The following is a 19,385-nucleotide window of genomic DNA, read 5'->3' on the forward strand; positions in this document are numbered from 1 at the left end:
GCATGAACGTTGCAGGTTCCTTGATTTTGTCCATCGTGATGGTGGCAGTAGTCCTCATAATGCTTCGCAACGGCCGGTTGCGGGAGAAGTACGCGATCCTGTGGCTGGTCATCGGCACGCTGACCATCATTCTGGGTATCTTCCCCAGACTCCTGAACTGGGCGGCCGCGCTGGTGGGCGTCGTCGTTCCGTCCAATCTGCTGTTCGCGCTGGCGATCCTGCTGCTCGTGGGCGTCAGCCTGCACGTCTCCCGCGAACTCACCATCCTTGAGGATGAGACCCGCATTCTTGCGGAAGAAGTCGCCATCCTGCGATCCTCCGTGGAACGACTCCAACGGGAATCCAAACCAATCCAGCCGACGGCAGGCGGGGCCGAGACGGCTTCCGCCGTGCCGCCAACCGAGAGAAGAAAATAGTGACAATTGACGTAATGTTCCCGTACTACGGGGACGTAGCCATGATGAAGGCTGCTGTTTCCTCCGTACTCGCACAGGACGACAAGGATTTCCGCTTCACGATTGTGGACGATGGCTATCCGGACGACACCCTGCCGGAATACTTCGCCGGCCTCGTGGCCGCGGACGACCGGGTCCGGTACTACCGGAACGAGGTCAACCTCGGCGCCAACGGCAACTACAAGAAGTGCGTGGGCCTGGTTGAGCACGACATCGTCGTCATCATGGGCGCCGATGACCTGATGCTGCCGAACTACCTCAGCACGGTCCGCAAGGCCTTCCAGGACCCGGAAGTCAGCATTGTCCAGCCCGGTGTCGAGGTGATCGACGAGAACGGCTCCGTCTACCAGCCGCTGGGTGACTCCGTCAAGCAGTTCCTCCGCCACAAGCTGGTCGGCAAGGCGTCGGAAGCGATCGTCGCCGGCGAAGCCATCGCGGAAAGCCTCATGGTGGGCGACTGGCTGTACTTCCCGTCGGTTGCCTGGCGCGCCGACGCCATCAAGAAGCATGACTTCCGTCCCCAGTACGACGTCGTCCAGGACCTTGCGCTGGCCATCGACATCACCCTCAGCGGCGGCAAGATGGCCGTCGTGGACACCGTCTGCTTCCAGTACCGCCGCCACCGCGAGTCCGACTCCTCGGTCCGGGCGCTGGACGGCCGCCGCTTCGCCGAGGAGCGCGCGTTCTTCGACGAGTGCGTCCGTGACTTCACCGCCAAGGGCTGGTCCTCGGCCGCCCGCGCCGCGCGCTGGCACCTCACGTCCCGGCTGAACGCCGTGTCCCTGACGCCGAAGGTGGTCTCGAAGGGAATGTGGCCGGGCCTGCGCAAGCTGGTCACGCACGCCGTCAGGCCCTGACCATCCGAGCCCGCCGCCGGGAGCGGCGGTGGTGATCCCGATCGACAACTTAAGGTGCCGCTCAGTCCCATGGACATCCAGAACCACTACTACGGCCACTCGGCCGTCTTTGCCCTGTACTGCGGATCGCGCAGGCTCCGCCACGTGTCCGGCCTCATCCAGCACGGATGGACCGTCAGCAGCCCTGTAACGGCCCAGTTCGGCGACTTCGCCAGCTGGGGCCCGGCCCGGCGCCGGCTTTCCTGGACCAGCTCTTCACGCGGCTGGAGCCCGGACGACGCCGGCAACTTCTTCAGCGACGGCACGCCCATGCTGGACGCCATCGGCGCCCCGTACCTCTACCTGCTTGACGCCGCCCGCGCCAACGGCGCCGTCCCGGAACGCACCGACCGAACCCTCGTACTTCCGCTGCACGGGACGGCCCTGCTCAAGGTGGACGGTGACCACGGCGCCTACGCGCAGCTGGTCCGCGAAAAGGAGGGCCCGGCGACGGTATGCCTCCACATTGATGATCTCCACAACGACGAGATCCTTGATGCCTGGCGCTCTGCCGGCCATGACGTGGTTAGTGCCGGGGACCGCCGCGACCCGCAGTTCATCGGACGGATCCTGTGGATGATGTCCGTCGCGAAGCGTGTGGTGTCCAACCGGCTGTCGACCTCCATCATGTACGCAGCGGTCAGCGGGGCCGACGTCGCCATCTACGGTCCGGACTTCCGGCTGGGCGCCAACGCCGCCGCGGATCCGGGCCTGGTCATGCGGGATCTGTGGCCGGAGTTCTACGACGAGTCCACGCCCCAGCACGTGCTGACGTCGATCGCCGAAGCAGAGCTGGGCCGCGGGGACATGCGCACGCCGCATGAATTGTCCCGGCTGCTCGGCTGGGACGCACACACAGTGGTTCCCTTCCTGGAGTACTGGGCCAGCGGCCCCCTGACCAAAGCGCAGACCGTGCTCGGCCTCAAGAAGGTCCCCGAAGGCGCGCACGCAACCGAGAAGGGGCTCTCCCCCTGGCACTGGATCCGCCACCCGCTGCAGCACCTGCCCTCGCCGTTGCCGAAGCTGCCGGCGATGGCGGCCGTGGAGCCGTTGAGGCCCTAAGGCCCGGGGCGGCGGGGTGCCTGGGCTACCAGGCGCTCCAGCCGCCGTCGACGGCGATGGTCTGGCCGGTCACGTAACGCGAAGCGTCCGAGGCCAGCCACGCCACGACGCCGCGGAAATCGTCTTCGGTGGCCATCCGGCCCAGCGGGGTCAGCTTTTCATACCGTTCCGTGAAGGCGCTGTCCTGTCCGCGGGCAATGCCGCCGGGGGCGAAGGCGTTGACCCGGATTCGGGGTGCGAGCACGGTGGAGAGATAGCGCGTCAGCTGCACGATGCCGCCCTTGGTGGCGCCATACGCGGCCGGGTTACCCATCCGGGTTCCCTCGTAGAGTCCCATGTTCGGCGCGACGATGCCGTAGATCGATGAAACATTGATGATCGATGCCCCCGCGCTTTCAGCGAGCTTGGGCGCCAGCTGCCGGGCCAGCGAAAACGGTGCCCGCAGGTTCAGGGAGGACGCCAGCTCGAACGCCTCATCCGTCTGTTCCTCGAACGGCACGGCGTAGCCCGGGACCCCGGAGGTCCCGGTGAAGGCGGCGTTGTTCACCAGGATGTCCAGGGGACCGTCAATCGCCTCGACTAGTTTCCGGGTGCCGTCGGGTTCGAGCAGGTTGGAACTGATGCCGCGGGCGGCCACACCGTGGCGGTCGTGCAGGCCCGCGGCGACCTCCTGGCACGCCTGCTCGTGGATATCGGAGATGATGACGTCCGCGCCCTGGGCCGCCAGGGCGTCCGCGAGGACGCTCCCCAGCGGGCCGGCCCCACCGGTGACCAGCGCGGTCCGGCCGGTCAGGGAGAAGAGGTTCTGCGCGCTGCTCATGCTGAGTGGTCCTTGTCCAGGGTCTGGCGGGAGTTCTTACCCGCGCCGTCGAAGCCGGGGAGAGGGGCCAGACCGGCGGAGACGACGGCTTCAACCAGCAGGAATTCGTTCTCGTCATCGATGCTGAAGGCATGGGTCTCGGGAATCTCGGCGTAGCCGTGGCGGCCTTCGTCGAACCAGCTCTTCTCCAGCCGCCGGATGAATTCGGCCCGCCAGACGTAGAAACTGCCGTTGATGCGCAGGAACCGGGACACGTCCTGGCGCCGCACCACACCTGTGCCCTCGGCGAAGTAGCGCTCGAGTTCGATGCCGCCTTCGGTCTGCGGCTTGACGCCCACCCAGGTCGGGTTGAAGAACGGCTCGGAGACCGCGACGACGCCGTCCAGTTCGGGGCTGCCGCCGAGCGTCGCGATGGCTTCGTTAACGCTCTCGGGTGTGCGGGTGGGGCTGGTGGGATCCAGCAGCAGGACCATGTCGTAGGTGGTGCCGTCCAGTGACTCCATCGCCTCCAGGGCGTGCCGGAGGACAACGCTCATCGGGGCGGAGTCGCTGGCGAGGTCCGCTGGGCGCATGAAGGGGACTTCCGCGCCGGCAGCGCGGGCGGCTTCGGCGATCTCGGGGTCGTCGGTGGAGACGATGCAACGGACGTTCTCTCCCAGCAGGGCGGCGAGGGCCACGCTGTGGGCCAGCAGGGGTTTGCCCATCAGCGGCCGGATGTTCTTACCGGGCAATCCCTTGGAGCCTCCCCGGGCGGGGATGACTGCAAGAACGCGGGGCGCGGACGGTTTTTCGTTCATTGTTATTTCTCAACCTCGTCGTGTGATCGCAATGGTGCGTGGCCGGATTGCGGTATCACCACAGTACCTTTTCAGTTCCGCCGGTCGCCGAGGCCAGCCTGGCCGCGTCGCAGATTGCGACCGCCAGCAGCCCCTCGGCCAGGCCGGCCGGGGAGAACGCCTCCATGGAGCGGCCGGTGACGGTCCCTGCCCGCTCGAGCACCGCAAGGGACTGGCGCGCCAGCACAATGTCGACGTCGGCGTCCGCCGGGAACGCCGCACGGACCGAACCGGCGGGTTCCGCCGCGGAAGCGGGCCAGTCCAGCGTCACTTCGTTCCTTACTGCGTCCCAGCCGATTGCCCCCTGCTCGGTCGCAATCCGGATGCTGCGCGTTTTAACCGGCGTGACGTAGTCCAGGCGCAGGTGCACGCAGGGACCATCGCCCCACAGCACATCGGCGGACTCTTCGGCCTCGATGCCGAGGATCCCGTGCCCGAGGGTGGCCTTAAGGGAAACCGGGGCGCCCAGCAGCATCGCCGGGTAGTCGATGTCGTGGACCAGGTCCCGGAGGACCCCGCCGTCGTCCTTGCGGGCCGAGTAGCTGCTGCGGAAGTCGCGGCCCGGCCGCCACGAGGGCAGCCACGACTGGGACACCACCTGGGCGCTGGTCACGCGGCCAAGCAGGGGCAGAACATCCGCCGTCAGTGCCAGCCCCTGATGGAAGCGCAACGGTGCGCTGACCGTGATGGTGTTGGCCCGCGGATGCTCCAACAGCGCGCGCGCTTCTTCCGCGGACGGTGCGACCGGCTTCTCCAGCAGGATCGAAGCGGGGGAGTGTTCCAGCGCCTCGAGGGCGTCGGCGACGTGCCGGTTGGTGTCGGTGGCGATGATGACCAGGTCAAGGGGTTCGTCCGGGTAGCCCTGGACCAGCTGGACCGAGGCGGGGTAGTCGGCGGCGCGTGCGGACGGGTCCGACGACGGGGGCCTAACCGGCCACGCAAAGAGTTGTTCGACCCCCAGGCTGTGCAGCACACGCAGGTGCCGGGCCCCGATGGAGCCCGTACCGCGGACAAGGGCACGCAGCGGGCGGCCCGCTTGGGCCCGGGCGGCAGGCGTGGCGACGCTCGCCATCACCTTAGAATCGTCCAAGTATGATGAAAAGGTCATCTGGCAACTCTATTCTCAAAGGCGCTGCGACTATAAATGGATGGGCAATCCCCGAAGGAAACGGCATGGCTCATCATCGGCGCCTCCGGCCATAGCCGCAGCCTGGCCGCCATCATCCGCGGCCGCGGCGAACGGATCGCCGCCCTCAGCGACCGTGCCTTCGGCACCGCGGGTGCGCGCCCGGATGGCCCTGTCCCCGACCTCGCCGCTTTCGCGGGCCGCGACGGCGAGACTCCCGCCTGCTTCGGGGACGACGGTGAGGCCTTGGACTACGCCGCCCGGCATTCCCTCGCGATCGCCGTCGGGATCGGCGACAACGCCATTCGCTCCAAGATTGCGGACGCGATCCTGGCCGAGGCCCGCTTTGCAGCACTGGCCGCTCCGCTGGTTGCCAGCAGCGCGACCGTGGACAGCACGGCTGTCCTCGGCGCCCTCAGCCAGGTCTGCGAGCACGCGCATGTGGGTCCGCAGGCCCGGATCGGCGACGCTGCGGTCATCAACACCAGCGCCGTCGTCGAACACGACGCGGTGGTTGGAGCCGGTACCCACATCGCCCCGGGGGCCGTCCTGCTGGGGGCCGCCGTGACGGGAATCCAGGTGTTTCTAGGCTCGGGTGCCCGCATCCTGCCGGGCGTTTCCGTGGGGGACTTCGCGGTGCTGGGGGCAGGGTCGGTGGCGACGCGGCCGTTGGCCGGTATGACAACATATGTGGGAGTGCCCGCACAGCGACTTGTATCTACGAAAGGTCCAGCCAATTGACTCATGACCCGATTTCCAGCTCCGTAACTTTTGGCAGCCACCGCATCGGCCCTTCCGAAGAGATCTTCATCATCGCGGAGGCCGGCGTGAACCACGATGGTGATGTGGCCGTGGCCCATGAACTCATCGACCTGGCCGCCGATACGGGTGCAAACGCGGTCAAGTTCCAGACCTTCAAGCCGGAGGCCCTGGTCACCGGATCGGCCGACACCACGCCGTACCAGAAGGCTGCAGGGTTCTCGGAGTCCCAGTCGGAGATGCTGGCCCGGCTCACGCTGCCCGAGTCCGCCTGGGCCGAGTTGCGGGACCACAGCACCGAACGCGGCATCACCTTCCTTTCCACTCCGTTCGACTACGACAGCGCCCTGATGCTGGCGGAACTGGGTGTCCCGGGGCTCAAGATCGGGTCCGGAGAGCTCACCAACACTCCGTACCTCGCCGCGATCGCCGAGTTCGGCATCCCGATGATCGTCTCGACCGGCATGGGCACCCGCGAGGAAATCGCCGCGGCGCTCGAGGCGACTGCCAAGGCTCCGGCCACCGTGCTGCTGCACTGCGTCTCTGCGTACCCCGCACCGCTGGAAGAAGCCAACCTCCGGGCCATCCCCGCGCTCCGCCAGGAATTCGGCGTCGAGGTCGGCTGGTCGGATCACACCCCGGGGTCAGTGACGGCCATCGCCGCCACCGCCCTCGGGTCCACGCTGCTCGAGAAGCACATCACCACCGACAAGACCCGCAACGGCCCGGACCACTCGGCATCCTTGGAGCGGGCGGAATTCGCAGACTACGTGCGCTTTGTCCGGGAAGCGCACCTCGCGCTCGGGGACGGGAACAAGCGGCGGATGCCCAGCGAGGAAGCCAACGCCACGCTGGTGCGCCGTTCCTTCCATGCCGTCCGCGACATCCCGGCCGGTGCCGTCATCACGGCCGACGACGTTGCCATCCTGCGCCCCGAAGGCGGGCTGTCGCCGTCCGCCCTCGTGGTGGGGCAGCAGGCCAAGCGCGCCATCGCCGCCGGTTCTCCCGTAACCGGCGGGGACATCGCCTGAGATGAAGGTTCTTGCGTTCGCCGGCACACGGGCGGATCTCTTCCCGCTGGGACCGGTGCTGGTCGCCCTGGCCGCCGATGCCGCAGTGGAGCTTCACGTCGCGACCGCCATCGGTTTCCCTGACGGCACAGCGCACGCCCGGCTCCTGGAGGCGGGGCTGTCGCCCGACACGTTCGTCCACCACGAACTGGGCCTGTACCTGGCAGAACCGTCCGCCGAGCGGCAGTCGCTGACCGGCGCGGCCCTGTCCGCCGGGATGGCGAAGCTGCTGCCCGAGCTCAAGCCGGACGCCGTCGTCGTCCTGGGGGACCGGTGGGAACTGCTCTACGTGCTGCCGCCGGTGGTGATCAGCGGCATCCGCCTGATCCACCTGCATGGCGGCGAGGTCACCGAAGGCGCCCTCGATGAACGGGTCCGCCACGCGGTGACCAAGCTCGCGGACCAGCACTGCGTCAGTACGGCACAGGCCGCGCGCAGGGTTGCCCAGCTGGGCGAGTCCGCCGAGCGGATCCACCAGACGGGCGCCCCGGGGCTGGACCGTTTCGCCCATCCCGTGCCCTTGAGCGGTGAGGAATTCCAAGCCGAGTTCGGCGTTCCGCTGGTTCAGCCCCTGGTCATGGTGACCTACCATCCGCCGACCGCCGAGATGGCGACCAACGCCGGCGAACTGGCCCGGCAAGTCTTCGAAGAATCCCTCGCCCAGGCCGGCACGGCCATCCTCACCTACCCCGGCTTCGACGCCGGCCGGGAGGACATCATCGCCGTCCTCGAGGAGATCCGGGAGCGGAACCTGCCGGGGGTCATCGTGCGCGAAAGCCTGGGCCCGCTCTACCCCCGGGTCATGGCCACCGTGCGTGCACTGGTAGGGAATTCCTCCTCGGGAATCCTGGAAGCAGCGTCCTTCCACGTGCCCGTGGTGAACGTCGGTGACCGGCAGCGGGGCCGCGAGTACGGCGCCAATGTGCTGCAGTGCCGGGATGAGCGGAACGAGATTCACGCTAGTATTGAAAAGGCCCTGAGCCCGCAGTTCCACCTGATGTGCCGTAGCGTGGTCAACCCGTACGGGGATTCCCACTCCGCAGAGCCAATCGAACGCGTGATCGTGGGTAGCCTTGCCACGGGCCTGACCAAGGCTTTTGTTGACTTACCGCTGGAGAGTTGAATCTATGACCATTGAGGGACCGTTGAGCAACGTCTGCGTGGGCCCCGAGGCCACCGTGCGCCAGGCGTTGGAAGCAATCGACCGTGGCGCTTCGGCAATTGCGCTGGTCACGGACGACGGCCGCCTCCGCGGTGTCATCACCGACGGCGACATCCGCCGCGGCCTGCTCAGCGGGGCGCAGCTGGACTCCCCGGCGCTTAAATTCGCCAACGTCGAGCCGCACGTGGTCCGGCCGGAGGCCACCCGCGCCTCGGTGCTGGACCTGATGCGCAGCCTGCGGATCAGCGAGGTCCCCGTTGTGGACGACTCCGGCACGCTCGTCGGGCTGCACACCCTTAACGACATCGTCGGACGCAAGCGGCTGAGCAACATCGCAGTGATCATGGCCGGAGGCAAGGGAACCCGCCTGGGTGCCCTGACGAAGGACACCCCCAAGCCGCTCATGACCGTGGCCGACCGCACCATCATCGAGTGGATCATCCTCGGCCTGGTTGAGTCCGGCATTACCAACATCTACGTTTCCGTCGCCTACCTGGCGGAGAAGATCAAGGACCACCTCGGGGACGGCTCCCAGCTCGGCTGCAAGATCAGCTACCTTTACGAGGATCCCGCGACCCCGCTGAACACGGCCGGTGCGCTCGGACTCCTGCACCACGAGGTGCCAGACATTTCCGAGCCCGTCATCGTGACCAACGCTGACCTGATGGTGCGGTACTCCGCGGCGGACTTGCTGGCCTTCCACAGTTCCAGGAACGCTGCGGTAACAGTTGCTGCCCGGCCCTACACGCACCAGGTGCCCTTCGGTGTGCTCGAGATCGGCGAAGGCCGGTCCATCAGCTCGGTGGTGGAGAAACCGACCATCGAATTCGAAATCAGCACCGGGATCTACGCCGTTTCGCCCGAGGCCCTGGCGATGGTGCCCTACATGAAACCGTTCTCCATGCCCGACCTCGTCAAAGCCTGCATCGACGACACCAAAAACGTGGCCGCGTGGCCCATTGAGTCCGACTGGATCGACGTCGGAACTCCCAAAGACCTAGCAACAGCGAAAGGCCAGTGATAGCCGTGAACTACCAGGACATTAAAGGCAAGACAGTGGTCGTTACCGGCGCCGATGGCTTCATCGGCAGCCACGTCACCCAGCGCCTCATCGCCGAGGGCGCCAACGTGCGCGCCCTCTGCGTGTACAACTCCAACGGCTCCTACGGCTGGCTGGACGAGCTGAGCCCGGCAGAGCGTGACGCCGTGGACCTGCAACTCGGCGACATCCGCGACTCGGAATTCGTCTCGGACCTGGTCAAGGGCTCCGACGTCGTCCTCCACCTTGCCGCGCTGATCGCCATCCCGTATTCCTACCAGGCGCCCCGCTCCTATGTGGAGACGAACGTCGTCGGAACCCTGAACGTGCTCGAAGGCGTGCGGCGCCACGGCGTCGGCCGCCTGGTCAACACCTCCACGTCCGAGGTCTACGGCACCCCCAAGACTGTCCCGATCACGGTCGACAACGAACTCCGCGGCCAGTCGCCGTACAGCGCAACGAAGATCGCCGCGGACAAGCTGTGCGAGGCCTGGGCCAGCTCCTTCGAGACGCCCGTGGTCGTCCTGCGCCCGTTCAACACCTACGGCCCCCGGCAGTCCGCCCGCGCGGTCATCCCCACCGTGCTCCAGCAGATGGTGGCCGGCGCCGAAAAGATCCACCTCGGATCGCTGACCCCGCGCCGCGACTTCACCTTTGTCTCGGACACCGCGGACGGCTTCTTCAAGGCCGCAACGGCTGACATCCCGCTGCAGGGCCAGGTCATTCAGCTCGGCACCGGCCACGACGTCACCATCGGTGAACTCGTGGAAATGTCCGCCAAGGTCACCGGCTCGACTGCCGAAATCATCACCCAGGACGAGCGCGTCCGGCCCGAGGCCAGCGAGGTCATGCGCCTCCTTTCGGACCCCTCCCAGGCCCTCGCGGAACTTGGCTGGGCACCCCAGGTCAGCCTCGAAGACGGTCTGCGCCAGACCGCCGAGTGGATCCAGGCCCGCGGCGTTGACGCGTCCGCAGCCGCGAAATACTCCCGCTAAACACCCGCCAGAAAGGCACACCGTGACGCGAGTCCCCCTAGCCATTCCCAACATCGGCGCCCGCGAGGCGGAGCTGATGAACGAAGCCATCAGTTCCGGTTTCGTCTCCTCCGTGGGGCGCTTCGTGAGCGAGTTCGAGACCCGCTTCGCCGAATACGTTGGCGCCAAGTACGCCGTGGCCTGCGCCTCGGGCACGGCCGCGCTGCATATCGCCATGCGACTGGCCGACATCCAGCCGGGGGACATGGTGGCCGTCTCGGACTTCACCTTTATGGCGAGCTCAAACGCGGCGTCGTACCAGTTCGCGGAACTGCTCCTGGTCGACTCCGATGCCGAGTCCTGGTGCATGGATGTCGACCTGCTCCGCAAGGAACTTGAGCGCCGGAAGGTGGCGGGGGAGAAGCTCCCGAAGGCCATCGAAATCGTGCACATCCTCGGCCAGCCTGCCGACGTCGCCGCTGTCGTGGAACTTGCCCGCGAATACGGGATCATTGTGATCGAGGACGCCGCCGAGGCGCTCGGCGCCACCTGGACGGCCGGCCCGCTGGCCGGCCGTCACGTGGGAACCGTCGGTGACATGGGCGCGTTCTCGTTCAACGGCAACAAGATCATGACCACCGGCGGCGGCGGCATGTTCACCACCGACGACGAGGAACTGGCGCGCCGTGCCAAGCACCTCTCGACCCAGGCCCGTATGCCCGACCGCGGCTACCTGCACGACGAGATCGGCTTCAACTACCGGCTGACCAACATCGCAGCCGCGCTCGGCGTCGCCCAGCTTGAACGCCTCGACGATTTCGTCGCCGCCAAGCGGGCCGTCGCCAAACGTTACAACGACGCGTTCGCCGGAACGGCCATCCAGACGCCGCCGACCCTCCCCGGACAGGAGTCGACGTACTGGCTGTACTCGATCCAGGTTCCGGCGGAGCGCGGGCCGGGTGCCCGGGATGAGCTCCAGGACTTCCTGGCCGAGGTGGACATCGAGTCCAGGTCGCTATGGCGCCCCCTGCACATGCAGCCGCCACTGAAGAACGAGCCCTTGCTGGGCGGCGCCGTCGGCGAAGATCTCTTCGCCCGGGGCCTGTCCCTGCCGTGCTCGACCGAGCTTACGGAAGCCGATCAGAAGCGCGTAATCGACCGGGTCCACGAATGGCTTCAGCTCAACGGTGGATGATGTAGCCGGCAGCGCCGACCGCCCGGGGACAGCCGAGCCGGCTTCCCGGACGGGACGCAACTCGGTGCTTTACCTCGCCGGGGCCCTGATGCAGGGCCTCGGCGTGTTCCTCGTCCAGCCTTTTGCGCTCCATGTGCTCAACAGCGACGTCAAATGGCAGGAACTGTTCCTGTCCGTGTCGCTGATCCAGGTGGGCGTGGTCCTGGCTGCGGCCGGCCTTCCGCTGGCCATCACCAAGGCCTGGTTCGACCCGGACGGGCCCTCGAAGGCCCGATCCATCAGCGGACTGCTGACCGTGGGCGGAATTCTCGTCGGCGGCCTGGCCGCCGCCGTCTACTGGGCTGCGGCGGGCGCCGGTCATTCCACGAGCTTTGTCATTGCACTGGCGGCGATGGGACTGCAGTCCGCCGTGCTGGCGGCCCAGGCCATCCTCCGGGCCCAGGGCCGGGCGATCATGTTCGTCGTCTTGAGCCTGTGCTCGTCGATGGCGGCCTACGTCGGCGGGCTCGCCGCCATGCTGGTCTTCGGCGCGGAACCGGAAATCTTCATGGCCGGCTATGGGCTGCTGGTCCTGCTCAGTGCAGTGCTTTCTGTCGCCGTCGCCCGGCCCGCGCCGCCCTTTGCCCACCGGGGCGCCGCCAAAGAGGCTCTCGCGATCGGCCTGCCCGTCCTTCCCCATACCGGCGCGCTGATGCTGCTGACCCAGGGGGCGGCGTTCCTGCTGGCCCTCACGGCCGCCAATGGTGTCTCCGGTGACTACGGCAAGGTCCAGATTTTCGTACTCGGCACGGTGACGCTGCTCGGCGCCCTGAACAACGCCTGGGTCCCGGCGCTGATGTCTGTGCGCGGCAACGCAAGGGTCGCCACGATGCGCTCGACCATGACGACGGCGAGCCTGGCCGGGCTGGCGATCATCGTTGTCGCTGCCGCCGGAGCGAACCTCGTGACGCACGTGATGGCCGGCGGCAAGGAAAGCCTGATCCCGGTGGCGCAAATCATGCCTCTGATCGGGCTCGGCTACGTCCTGTACCTCAACGCCTCCACCCTCTTGTTTGCCGACAATGCCACCTGGTGGCTCTCCATCGTCACCCCGACCGTCCTCGGCGTCGGCGTGCTGCTCGCGCTGTGGCCGGCGACGCACGGGGACCTCGTCGGCATGGCCGTGGCGTCCGTGGCAACGTTCTTCCTGCTGGGCTGTGCGTATTTCCTCGTTGCACGGCGGCGCGCCGCCGGTGGCTGGGCGCTCAAGGTCTATGGCGCCTGCTGCCTGGCCGCGGTGGCCTACGTGGCTGTCCTCCTGCTCCTGCCCCGGGATATCCTGACGGGCGTAATAACCGTCGCGGTAGTGGGTGCGGTAATGGCCGCGGCCGCCATCATCTGGCGGGCCCGCGCCCGCCGCGCCACCGCGGTAGCCCAGAGTCGAAAGGAACAGATCCTTGACTGACGCACCGCCAGTGGTGGAACGGACCGGAGCGCCGTCGGCCAAGCCTGCCCCAGGCCCCATCATCTTTTTCGACTTCGCCCGCGGGGTTTCCGCCCAGGCGGTGGTCCTGGGCCACGCGCTCAACATCTTTGTGCCCGGGATTTTCATGGTCCCCGGACAACGGGTGTTCTACATGCAGTCCTTCGCCGTGATCATCTTTTTTGTACTGTCCGGCTTCCTGATCACCAGCGCCGTCCTCAAGAAGAAGTCCCAGCCCGGCTTCACGTTCGGCTCGTACCTCATTGACCGGATCGCGCGGGTGGTCTATCCGCTCGTCCCGGCCCTGTTCCTGATCACCGTGTTCGACTTCCTCGTCCTCCACGGCTCGACCAAGTTGCCCTTCATCAGGATCGACCTCAGCCCGCAGACGATTGCCGGCAACTTCCTGCTGCTGTTCAATCACCCGATCCTCCAGGAACTGGCGCCCTGGCTGCGGATGCCTTGGATCAGCGTGGGTCCGGTCGGTTCGGGCGCCCCGCTCTGGTCAGTGGTGGCCGAGTGGTGGATCTACGTGGCGTTCGGCCTGCTGGCCTTCGCGGCCATCCGCCGGATGAAACTGGGCGTCGGCAGCGCCCTCCTGCTGGTGTTCGCCATTGCCGTTCCCGTTGGCTACATGGCGAAGGGCGGCTACGAGTCCCTCGCCTGGATCATCGGAATGCTCTATGCAATGGCTGCCGCGCAGCTGCGCAAGCTGCCGGCCTCGTTCCACGGGATGCTCGCCATCCTGGCGACGGCAGGATTCCTGGTGTCCCTGTATTACGGCGGGCAAAACCTGCATGCGGCCAGCGCCATCGGCACCGCCTCCGTGGCATTTTGCCACCTGTACTTTTGGCTGTCCGGCCGCAAGGAGCGAGCCGCGGCGGCGCCGAACTTTGATGGTGCGCGGCCGGCTCCGGCGACCCAGTGGTTTAACAAGGCCAGCGTCTTCCTGTCCAGCTTCAGCTATTCGCTGTACCTGATCCACTTCTCGGTCATCACCTACCTCTGGTTCTACCTGCACGACCGCCTCAGTGCGTGGCAGCTGATTCCGCTGGCGCTCGTGGTCAGCAATGTGCTGGCCTACGGCTACTTCCTCCTGGTGGAACGGCACTTCCACAAGGTGGGAAAGTTCCTGAAAGCACGCCTGCTCAGGTAGGAACGGATGCGGCGGTAACAACCCGGGCGGCGAGCCGGATTGGATCTTCAACGAAGGTACTATTCGTGTGGGGGATTTCCAGGATCACCCTGAAGACTGATATCGGCTTGCTAGTTGTTTGGGGATCATGATCGTGACCGACCACGTTAGTGTCTGGAAATACCGGCTGCAACACGGCTCGGCGCATGCCGGCCTCGCGTTGTTGTTCATCCTGGCGGTCATGCTCATGGGGCCCGGCGTCGTCTGGGGCGACACTGTCCAGTACATCAGAATCGCCGACCAGCTGCAGGGCATCCCCTCGGACCAGGCGTGGCTGCACGCCTTCACGGAATTCTGCAAAAACCCGTCCGTGCCCTACAAGGGGACCCTCGAGAACTGCATCACCAAGACCGTTGCCGGCCGCGGCCCGGTGATCGGCTGGGTGGACCGGAACCCCCAGTACCAGGCCATCTTCACCCCAAGGGTGGGTTTCCCGCTCCTGTCGATTCCCTTCATGCGGCTTCTCGGCGAGCGTGAGGGCATGTGGCTGGTCGCCGTCGCCGGAACAGCCATCGCAGGGCTGCTTATGGCCCGGCTGGCACGGATGGCCGGGCTCAACCTGGTGCCGTCCCTCCTGGTCCAGGCCGCCTTCTACGCCCTGCCCGCCAGCATCCCGCACGGTGTCGCCCTGCTGGCGGAGGGTCCGACACTTGCCTCCGCCCTGGTCATGGCCATCGGCATGGCCCACGTACTGCGGGGCTCCCGGGGTCGGGGGACGGCCCTGCTGGTGCTCGGTCTGGGACTGGTGTTTTTCTTCAAGTACTCCTCCGCCGTGCTGCTATGCCTGAGTTTCCTGCTGGTCTGCGTCGGCCTGTTGATCTTCAAGACCTACCGCCGCTACAGCCAGATACGCCTGGGCATCGTCATCGCCACGGTCTTGATCGTGACCTCGCTGGCCGTCAACGGACTGTTTGGCTTCCCGGGCCTCAACGAGAGCCTGCAGGACACCTTCACCGACCACTTCCGGCACCCGCCGGTGGACGATCCGTTCAGCCTGCTGATCGTGCTGGAGGGCGACTTCCTGTGGAGGTTCCTGATGGATCTCCCGGCCAACGCTGCGTATCTCCTTGTCTTCGTTGTGGGTGTGTGGGGATACGTGCGCGCCATGCGCGAGAAACTGTTGCCGCCGGCCGGGTGGGCTGGAGTGGCGCTGTCCCTCTACGGAATCCTCAGCGTCGTCGGACACCCGGTTTACACGCAGGCAGAGCGCCTGGGCTCCAGCCTCTGGGTCGGCGTCGCCATTGGCATAGGCTTGCTGGCCAGGTCGGTGACTGATCGGGTCCGGCAACGGAAGAGGTCACCTCAGCACCTGGCGGGGAGCGGAAGCCCGATCTAGCCCGGGCGCCCTGCCGCAAAGATGGAAATGGCCGGGTGAAAGTCCAATGACTTTCGCCCGGCCATTCCCGTCGACTCTGGGATCTTCGCCTAGAAGTAGGCCACCTTGACGCCGGACGCGGTCCAGGTCATTGTCCCTCCCTGGAAACGAACTGTCTTGTACCCGGCGTAGGAGATTGCGGCCTGCGTGGGGTAACCGAGCTTGCCCATCTGCCAGCCGGCCACGCGCCACTGGCTCATGTATGGTTCGTTCACGGCGTGGGCGCCGCTCGCCGCCGTCCAGTAGATGTTGCCCCCGCTGAAGGGCTGGTAGCAGCCGCTTCCGTAAAGTCCGCAGACCACCGAACCCTTCGGGTAGCCGATTCCGCGCTGCCAGGCTGCTTCACCCCACCCCTTCCAGTAGGCGCCGGTGACGGCGTGGGCTCCGGTGGCGGCGCTCCAATAGATGTTGCCGCCGGTGAAGGGCTGGTAGCAGCCGCCGTTGTAGAGTCCGCAGCTGACGGTCCCCGTGGGGTAGCCGATCTTCGGCTGGAATCCGGCGCGCTGCCAGCCCTTCCAGTACTCGCCGGTGACGGCGTGGGCTCCGGTCGCGGAGCTCCAGTAGATGGTGCCGCCGGCAAACGTCTGGTAGCACCCGCCGCCGTACTGCCCGCAAACGGCCTCGTTGGTGGGGTAGCCGATGGTTGTTTGGAAGCGGACCTCTTTCCAGCCATTCCAGAAGGCTCCGGTCACCGCGTGGGCTCCCGTGGCGGATGACTGGTAAATGTTGCCGTTGCTGAAGGACTGGTAGCAGCCGCCGCCATAAAGCCCGCAGGTGACGTCGTTGGTGGGGTAGCCGATCTTGGTCTGCCAGCCGGCCCGCCCCCACGCCGCCCAGAAGTCGCCGGTCACGGCATGGGCGCCGGTGGCGGCGGACCAGTAGATGTTGCCGCGGGTGAATTCCTGGTAGCAGCCGCCGCCGTAAAGCCCGCAGTTCTCGTTGGATTTGGGGTACCCGATGCCGTCTTGCCAGCCTGCTGCTTTCCAGGCGGGCATGTAGGAATTCTTCACGACAAACGTCCCCACGCCGGGGGTGTTGTAGGCGTTGCCGCCCTGGAAGGTCTGGTGGCACGTGGTTGTGGTGGTGGGGCAGATGGCGTCGCTGGTGGCGTAGCCGATTCCTGTCTGCCATCCGGCTTTGCCCCAGGCAGTCCAATAGGCTCCGGTGACCGGATGCGCCCCCGTCGCGGAGGTCCAGTAGATGTTGCCGTTGGTGAAGGCGCGGTAGCAGCCGTTGCCCACGAGCCCGCAGATCTCCGAGGTCGTTTTGGCTGCACCCAGCGGCCCTGTTGCACCGCCGGTGGCCACCCATTTGGCGTCGATTGCACCGTTGGAGCCGACAGTTCCGCGGGCGAATGACTGCAGCTGGGCCGTGGAACCGTTCCAGACGTTCGAGTCCCCGGCAAACGGTCCGGTGCTGCTGAACTGCCAGATGCTGTAGGTGGACCAGCTCGCGGGGATCGGACCGGCGTCGTTGGAGGCCGAGATCGGGTAGGAGGCCAGCCAGAGCGGGTTGTCGCCGAAGCCGAGGGGGTTTCCGACGCAGTCCTTCCACCAGTAGTTGCCGGTGTAGATGACCGGGAGCCGACCCGTCAGCGACTTCATGGTGTTGCTGAAGTCCTTTGCCCAGGCGGTCAGGGCCGCGCGGGACATGTCATAGCAGGCGTTGCCCTGGTAGTAACCGTTGATGGTCTGGCCCGCGTAGGGGTTGCCCTCGAAGTCGAGCACCGGCGGCATGGTGTAACCGTCGTTGGACCAGCCCCCGCCGTTTTGCACGAAGATCCTTGCCTGGTCCGCCCCGGACGACGCAGCCGGGTTGGCGAAGTGGTAGGCGCCCCGGATCATGCCGACGGCCCGCGATCCGCTGTACTGGGTGGAGAAGATCGGGTTCGTGTAGTAGTTCCCCTCGGTTGCCTTGATGTAGACGAACCGGGCACCCAGGTTCCACTGCTGCTGCCAGTTAATCGAGGGCTGGTGCTGGCTGACATCCATGCCCTTGATGCCGAACGTCGGCGTCCAGGTGCCCTCAGTCGCCAGCGCCTGGGTGGTGGCCTTGTCCCCGGTGGCCGCGGCGGCGGAACGTCCGGCCTCGCCCATTTCCGCTCCGCCTGAGCGGGTGGCCGCCGTCATGGCGGCACGGTAGGCCTCGGATGTCCGGTCGACGGCCACCGGCGCGGTGCTCGGAGACGGCGACGGTGTTGCCGAGGACGACGACGACGGAGTGGCCGGGGCCGGTGTTGGGGAGGCGGGCGGGGCCGGCGTGCTCGCCGTGGGCGCCGGTGTCGCCGTTGTGGTTGTCGCGGGTGTCGGTTCGACGGCGGCGGCGGGCGGCACCAGTCCCGGGAGCGCAAGCAGGGAGGCGGCCAGAAGCACGGCTCCGATCCGGCTGCCGAGAAGGCTCAGGGGTGGAAGTTGGGTCCGTTTCATTTGCCGCTCCGGAACAACACGCTCATGGCAGTGTCATAGTGATCCCACGCCCGGGTGCCATGCAGGAGGCAGCTGTCCGGGATGTGAGAATGTCTGACTTGTCGCGCCCACCCTAACACCGCCGCCAAGCGTGAACCAGAGTGCCTCGTGTTACTAGTGAGGCAATTGTTATGAATCGGAGAATCTGTTTTCCACATAGATCCGGCCGCGCCCTTGTCCGTCGGCCCGGGCGCCTCTAGCTTTAACCCAGTTGCACTGCCCCAGGGGGATGGGTAGCGGTCATGTTGGGGGCACCGTGGAAGCTGTGCGCATCATCGAGGACGAAGTCCGTGAGTTGATCCGTCGCCGCGGCCTTGATCCGCTGCGGCAAAGCGGGGAAGTCCGCCGCCTCGTGGAGGAGGCCATCAGCGACTACGACGAGCGTGCGCTGCTCGCACCGCTTCCGCCCATCGGCCCGCTGGAGCAGGCCCGGAGATTTGTCTTCGATGCCGTGGCGGGATTCGGGGCGCTGCAGCCGTTGCTCGACGATCCGGCCATCGAAGAGATTTGGCTCAACGCCCCGGATGAAATTTTCGTTGCGCGCAACGGTGAATCCGAGCTGACATCCATCGCCCTGACGGACCAGCAGGTGCGCAACCTGGTGGAGCGGATGCTGAAGAGCTCCGGCCGGCGGCTGGATATTTCCTCCCCGTTCGTAGACGCGGCCCTGCCGGACGGCTCGCGGCTCCACGTCGTCATCCCCGACGTGACGCGGCGGCACTGGGCGGTTAATATCCGCAAATTCGTGGTCAAGGCCAGCCGGCTCGAACACCTCGTGGAACTGGGCACCCTCACCCCGCAGTCGGCCCGCTTCCTCGGCGCCGCCGTGGCAAGCGGGCTCAACATCCTGGTCTCGGGCGCTACGCAGGCCGGTAAGACCACCATGCTCAATTGCCTGGCCGCGAGCATCGGCACGCGCGAGCGGGTCGTCACGGTGGAGGAAATCTTTGAACTCCAGTTCCCGCTGCGCGACGTCGTCGGACTGCAGTGCCGGCAGCCCAACCTGGAGGGCGAAGGCGAGATCCCCATGCGCCGGCTCGTCAAGGAGGCCCTCCGGATGAGGCCGGACCGGCTCGTGGTCGGCGAGGTCCGCGAGGCCGAAAGCCTGGACATGCTCATTGCCTTGAATTCCGGCATGCCGGGAATGTGCACGATCCACGCAAATTCGGCCCATGATGCGGTGACCAAGATCTGCACGCTGCCGTTGCTGGCGGGGGACAATATCTCGAGCGCCTTCGTCGTCCCGACCGTGGCGTCCTGCATCGACCTGGTGGTCCACTGCAGCCGTCAACCGGGCGGCCGGCGCCAAGTCACGGAAATCCTTTCACTGGGTCGCAGGGTGGAGAACGGCATCATCGAGTCGTCGATGGTGTTCGACATGCTCGACGGGAAGCTCCAACCGCAGGCGAATTCCATGCCGGCTGCCGAGAAGTTCGCCCGCTCCGGGTTCGACGTCGCGGCGCTGCTGGAGCCGCGCTGATGGCGCCGCTGCTG

At 66.5% G+C, this 19,385-nt stretch carries 17 protein-coding genes; 13 read left to right on the top strand and 4 right to left on the bottom strand.

Going from position 1 to position 19,385, the window contains the following annotated elements:
* Positions 1–2: 2 nt before the first annotated feature.
* The 3 genes from AC1DB8_RS04230 to AC1DB8_RS04240 all read left to right on the top strand — a co-directional run bounded on the left by AC1DB8_RS04230 (position 3) and on the right by AC1DB8_RS04240 (position 2,413).
* Positions 3–416: a DUF2304 domain-containing protein gene (locus AC1DB8_RS04230; RefSeq protein WP_441417277.1), complete on the top strand. Its 414-nt coding sequence runs from the start codon at positions 3–5 to the stop codon at positions 414–416.
* Positions 416–1,312, top strand: a complete 897-nt coding sequence (locus AC1DB8_RS04235; RefSeq protein ID WP_441417278.1) for a glycosyltransferase family 2 protein — start codon at positions 416–418, stop codon at positions 1,310–1,312. Before AC1DB8_RS04230 ends, AC1DB8_RS04235 begins: the two co-directional genes overlap by 1 nt.
* A gap of 69 nt (positions 1,313–1,381) precedes the next feature.
* Positions 1,382–2,413 carry a hypothetical protein gene (locus AC1DB8_RS04240; protein ID WP_476892252.1) on the top strand — a complete coding sequence of 344 codons (1,032 nt, stop codon included), beginning with the start codon at positions 1,382–1,384 and terminating at the stop codon, positions 2,411–2,413.
* 25 nt (positions 2,414–2,438) lie between these two features.
* Here AC1DB8_RS04240 and AC1DB8_RS04245 read toward each other — a convergent pair whose 3' ends face one another.
* The 3 genes from AC1DB8_RS04245 to AC1DB8_RS04255 are packed head-to-tail and all read right to left on the bottom strand — an operon-like array spanning position 2,439 to position 5,177.
* Complete coding sequence (locus tag AC1DB8_RS04245) at positions 2,439–3,233, bottom strand: SDR family oxidoreductase (protein WP_476892253.1); 795 nt, start codon at positions 3,231–3,233, stop codon at positions 2,439–2,441.
* Positions 3,230–4,030 (bottom strand): acylneuraminate cytidylyltransferase family protein, encoded by an 801-nt coding sequence (locus tag AC1DB8_RS04250; protein ID WP_476892254.1) that lies wholly within the window; start codon positions 4,028–4,030, stop codon positions 3,230–3,232. The genes AC1DB8_RS04245 and AC1DB8_RS04250 overlap by 4 nt, the downstream gene beginning before the upstream one ends.
* 55 nt (positions 4,031–4,085) lie before the next feature.
* Complete coding sequence (locus AC1DB8_RS04255) at positions 4,086–5,177, bottom strand: Gfo/Idh/MocA family protein (protein WP_476892255.1); 1,092 nt, start codon at positions 5,175–5,177, stop codon at positions 4,086–4,088.
* Between the two features lie 36 nt (positions 5,178–5,213).
* Between AC1DB8_RS04255 and AC1DB8_RS04260 the strand changes: the two genes are divergently transcribed.
* From AC1DB8_RS04260 to AC1DB8_RS04300, 9 genes are all read left to right on the top strand, one after another.
* Positions 5,214–5,936 carry an LbetaH domain-containing protein gene (locus AC1DB8_RS04260; RefSeq protein WP_476892256.1) on the top strand — a complete coding sequence of 241 codons (723 nt, stop codon included), beginning with the start codon at positions 5,214–5,216 and terminating at the stop codon, positions 5,934–5,936.
* Positions 5,933–6,985, top strand: a complete 1,053-nt coding sequence (locus AC1DB8_RS04265; protein WP_441417284.1) for an N-acetylneuraminate synthase family protein — start codon at positions 5,933–5,935, stop codon at positions 6,983–6,985. Before AC1DB8_RS04260 ends, AC1DB8_RS04265 begins: the two co-directional genes overlap by 4 nt.
* Before the next feature lies 1 nt (position 6,986).
* Positions 6,987–8,147 (top strand): UDP-N-acetylglucosamine 2-epimerase, encoded by a 1,161-nt coding sequence (neuC, locus tag AC1DB8_RS04270; protein ID WP_476892257.1) that lies wholly within the window; start codon positions 6,987–6,989, stop codon positions 8,145–8,147.
* Positions 8,148–8,151: 4 nt separating this feature from the next.
* Positions 8,152–9,207 (top strand): sugar phosphate nucleotidyltransferase, encoded by a 1,056-nt coding sequence (locus tag AC1DB8_RS04275; RefSeq protein ID WP_441417286.1) that lies wholly within the window; start codon positions 8,152–8,154, stop codon positions 9,205–9,207.
* 5 nt (positions 9,208–9,212) lie between these two features.
* Positions 9,213–10,220, top strand: a complete 1,008-nt coding sequence (locus AC1DB8_RS04280) for an SDR family NAD(P)-dependent oxidoreductase (protein WP_441417287.1) — start codon at positions 9,213–9,215, stop codon at positions 10,218–10,220.
* Between the two features lie 22 nt (positions 10,221–10,242).
* Positions 10,243–11,394, top strand: a complete 1,152-nt coding sequence (locus tag AC1DB8_RS04285; RefSeq protein WP_476892258.1) for an aminotransferase class I/II-fold pyridoxal phosphate-dependent enzyme — start codon at positions 10,243–10,245, stop codon at positions 11,392–11,394.
* On the top strand, positions 11,387–12,838 hold the full coding sequence (locus tag AC1DB8_RS04290; RefSeq protein WP_476892259.1) for a polysaccharide biosynthesis protein: 1,452 nt from the start codon (positions 11,387–11,389) through the stop codon (positions 12,836–12,838). The genes AC1DB8_RS04285 and AC1DB8_RS04290 overlap by 8 nt, the downstream gene beginning before the upstream one ends.
* Positions 12,831–14,012: an acyltransferase family protein gene (locus AC1DB8_RS04295; protein ID WP_476892260.1), complete on the top strand. Its 1,182-nt coding sequence runs from the start codon at positions 12,831–12,833 to the stop codon at positions 14,010–14,012. The genes AC1DB8_RS04290 and AC1DB8_RS04295 overlap by 8 nt, the downstream gene beginning before the upstream one ends.
* Before the next feature lie 133 nt (positions 14,013–14,145).
* Positions 14,146–15,387 carry a hypothetical protein gene (locus AC1DB8_RS04300; protein ID WP_441417291.1) on the top strand — a complete coding sequence of 414 codons (1,242 nt, stop codon included), beginning with the start codon at positions 14,146–14,148 and terminating at the stop codon, positions 15,385–15,387.
* An 89-nt stretch (positions 15,388–15,476) separates the two neighbouring features.
* On the opposite strand, the gene AC1DB8_RS04305 is transcribed toward AC1DB8_RS04300, so the two are convergent.
* On the bottom strand, positions 15,477–17,852 hold the full coding sequence (locus AC1DB8_RS04305) for a GH25 family lysozyme (protein WP_476892261.1): 2,376 nt from the start codon (positions 17,850–17,852) through the stop codon (positions 15,477–15,479).
* Positions 17,853–18,120: 268 nt separating this feature from the next.
* Here AC1DB8_RS04305 and AC1DB8_RS04310 point away from each other — a divergent pair, with 268 nt between their 5' ends.
* Positions 18,121–19,371, top strand: a complete 1,251-nt coding sequence (locus tag AC1DB8_RS04310) for a CpaF family protein (protein WP_476892262.1) — start codon at positions 18,121–18,123, stop codon at positions 19,369–19,371.
* Positions 19,372–19,385 lie beyond the last annotated feature (14 nt).

The organism is Arthrobacter sp. 10N410, from assembly GCF_056394945.1.

Bases quoted from the DNA above. Each gene is read 5' to 3' on its own strand.
- AC1DB8_RS04240 (WP_476892252.1), top strand. From the start codon at position 1,382: ATGGACATCCAGAACCACTACTACGGCCACTCGGCCGTCTTTGCCCTG.
- AC1DB8_RS04255 (WP_476892255.1), bottom strand. From the start codon at position 5,177: ATGACCTTTTCATCATACTTGGACGATTCTAAGGTGATGGCGAGCGTC.
- AC1DB8_RS04305 (WP_476892261.1), bottom strand. From the start codon at position 17,852: ATGAAACGGACCCAACTTCCACCCCTGAGCCTTCTCGGCAGCCGGATC.
- neuC (WP_476892257.1), top strand. From the start codon at position 6,987: ATGAAGGTTCTTGCGTTCGCCGGCACACGGGCGGATCTCTTCCCGCTG.
- AC1DB8_RS04275 (WP_441417286.1), top strand. From the start codon at position 8,152: ATGACCATTGAGGGACCGTTGAGCAACGTCTGCGTGGGCCCCGAGGCC.
- AC1DB8_RS04260 (WP_476892256.1), top strand. From the start codon at position 5,214: ATGGATGGGCAATCCCCGAAGGAAACGGCATGGCTCATCATCGGCGCC.
- AC1DB8_RS04250 (WP_476892254.1), bottom strand. From the start codon at position 4,030: ATGAACGAAAAACCGTCCGCGCCCCGCGTTCTTGCAGTCATCCCCGCC.
- AC1DB8_RS04310 (WP_476892262.1), top strand. From the start codon at position 18,121: ATGGGTAGCGGTCATGTTGGGGGCACCGTGGAAGCTGTGCGCATCATC.
- AC1DB8_RS04230 (WP_441417277.1), top strand. From the start codon at position 3: ATGAACGTTGCAGGTTCCTTGATTTTGTCCATCGTGATGGTGGCAGTA.
- AC1DB8_RS04245 (WP_476892253.1), bottom strand. From the start codon at position 3,233: ATGAGCAGCGCGCAGAACCTCTTCTCCCTGACCGGCCGGACCGCGCTG.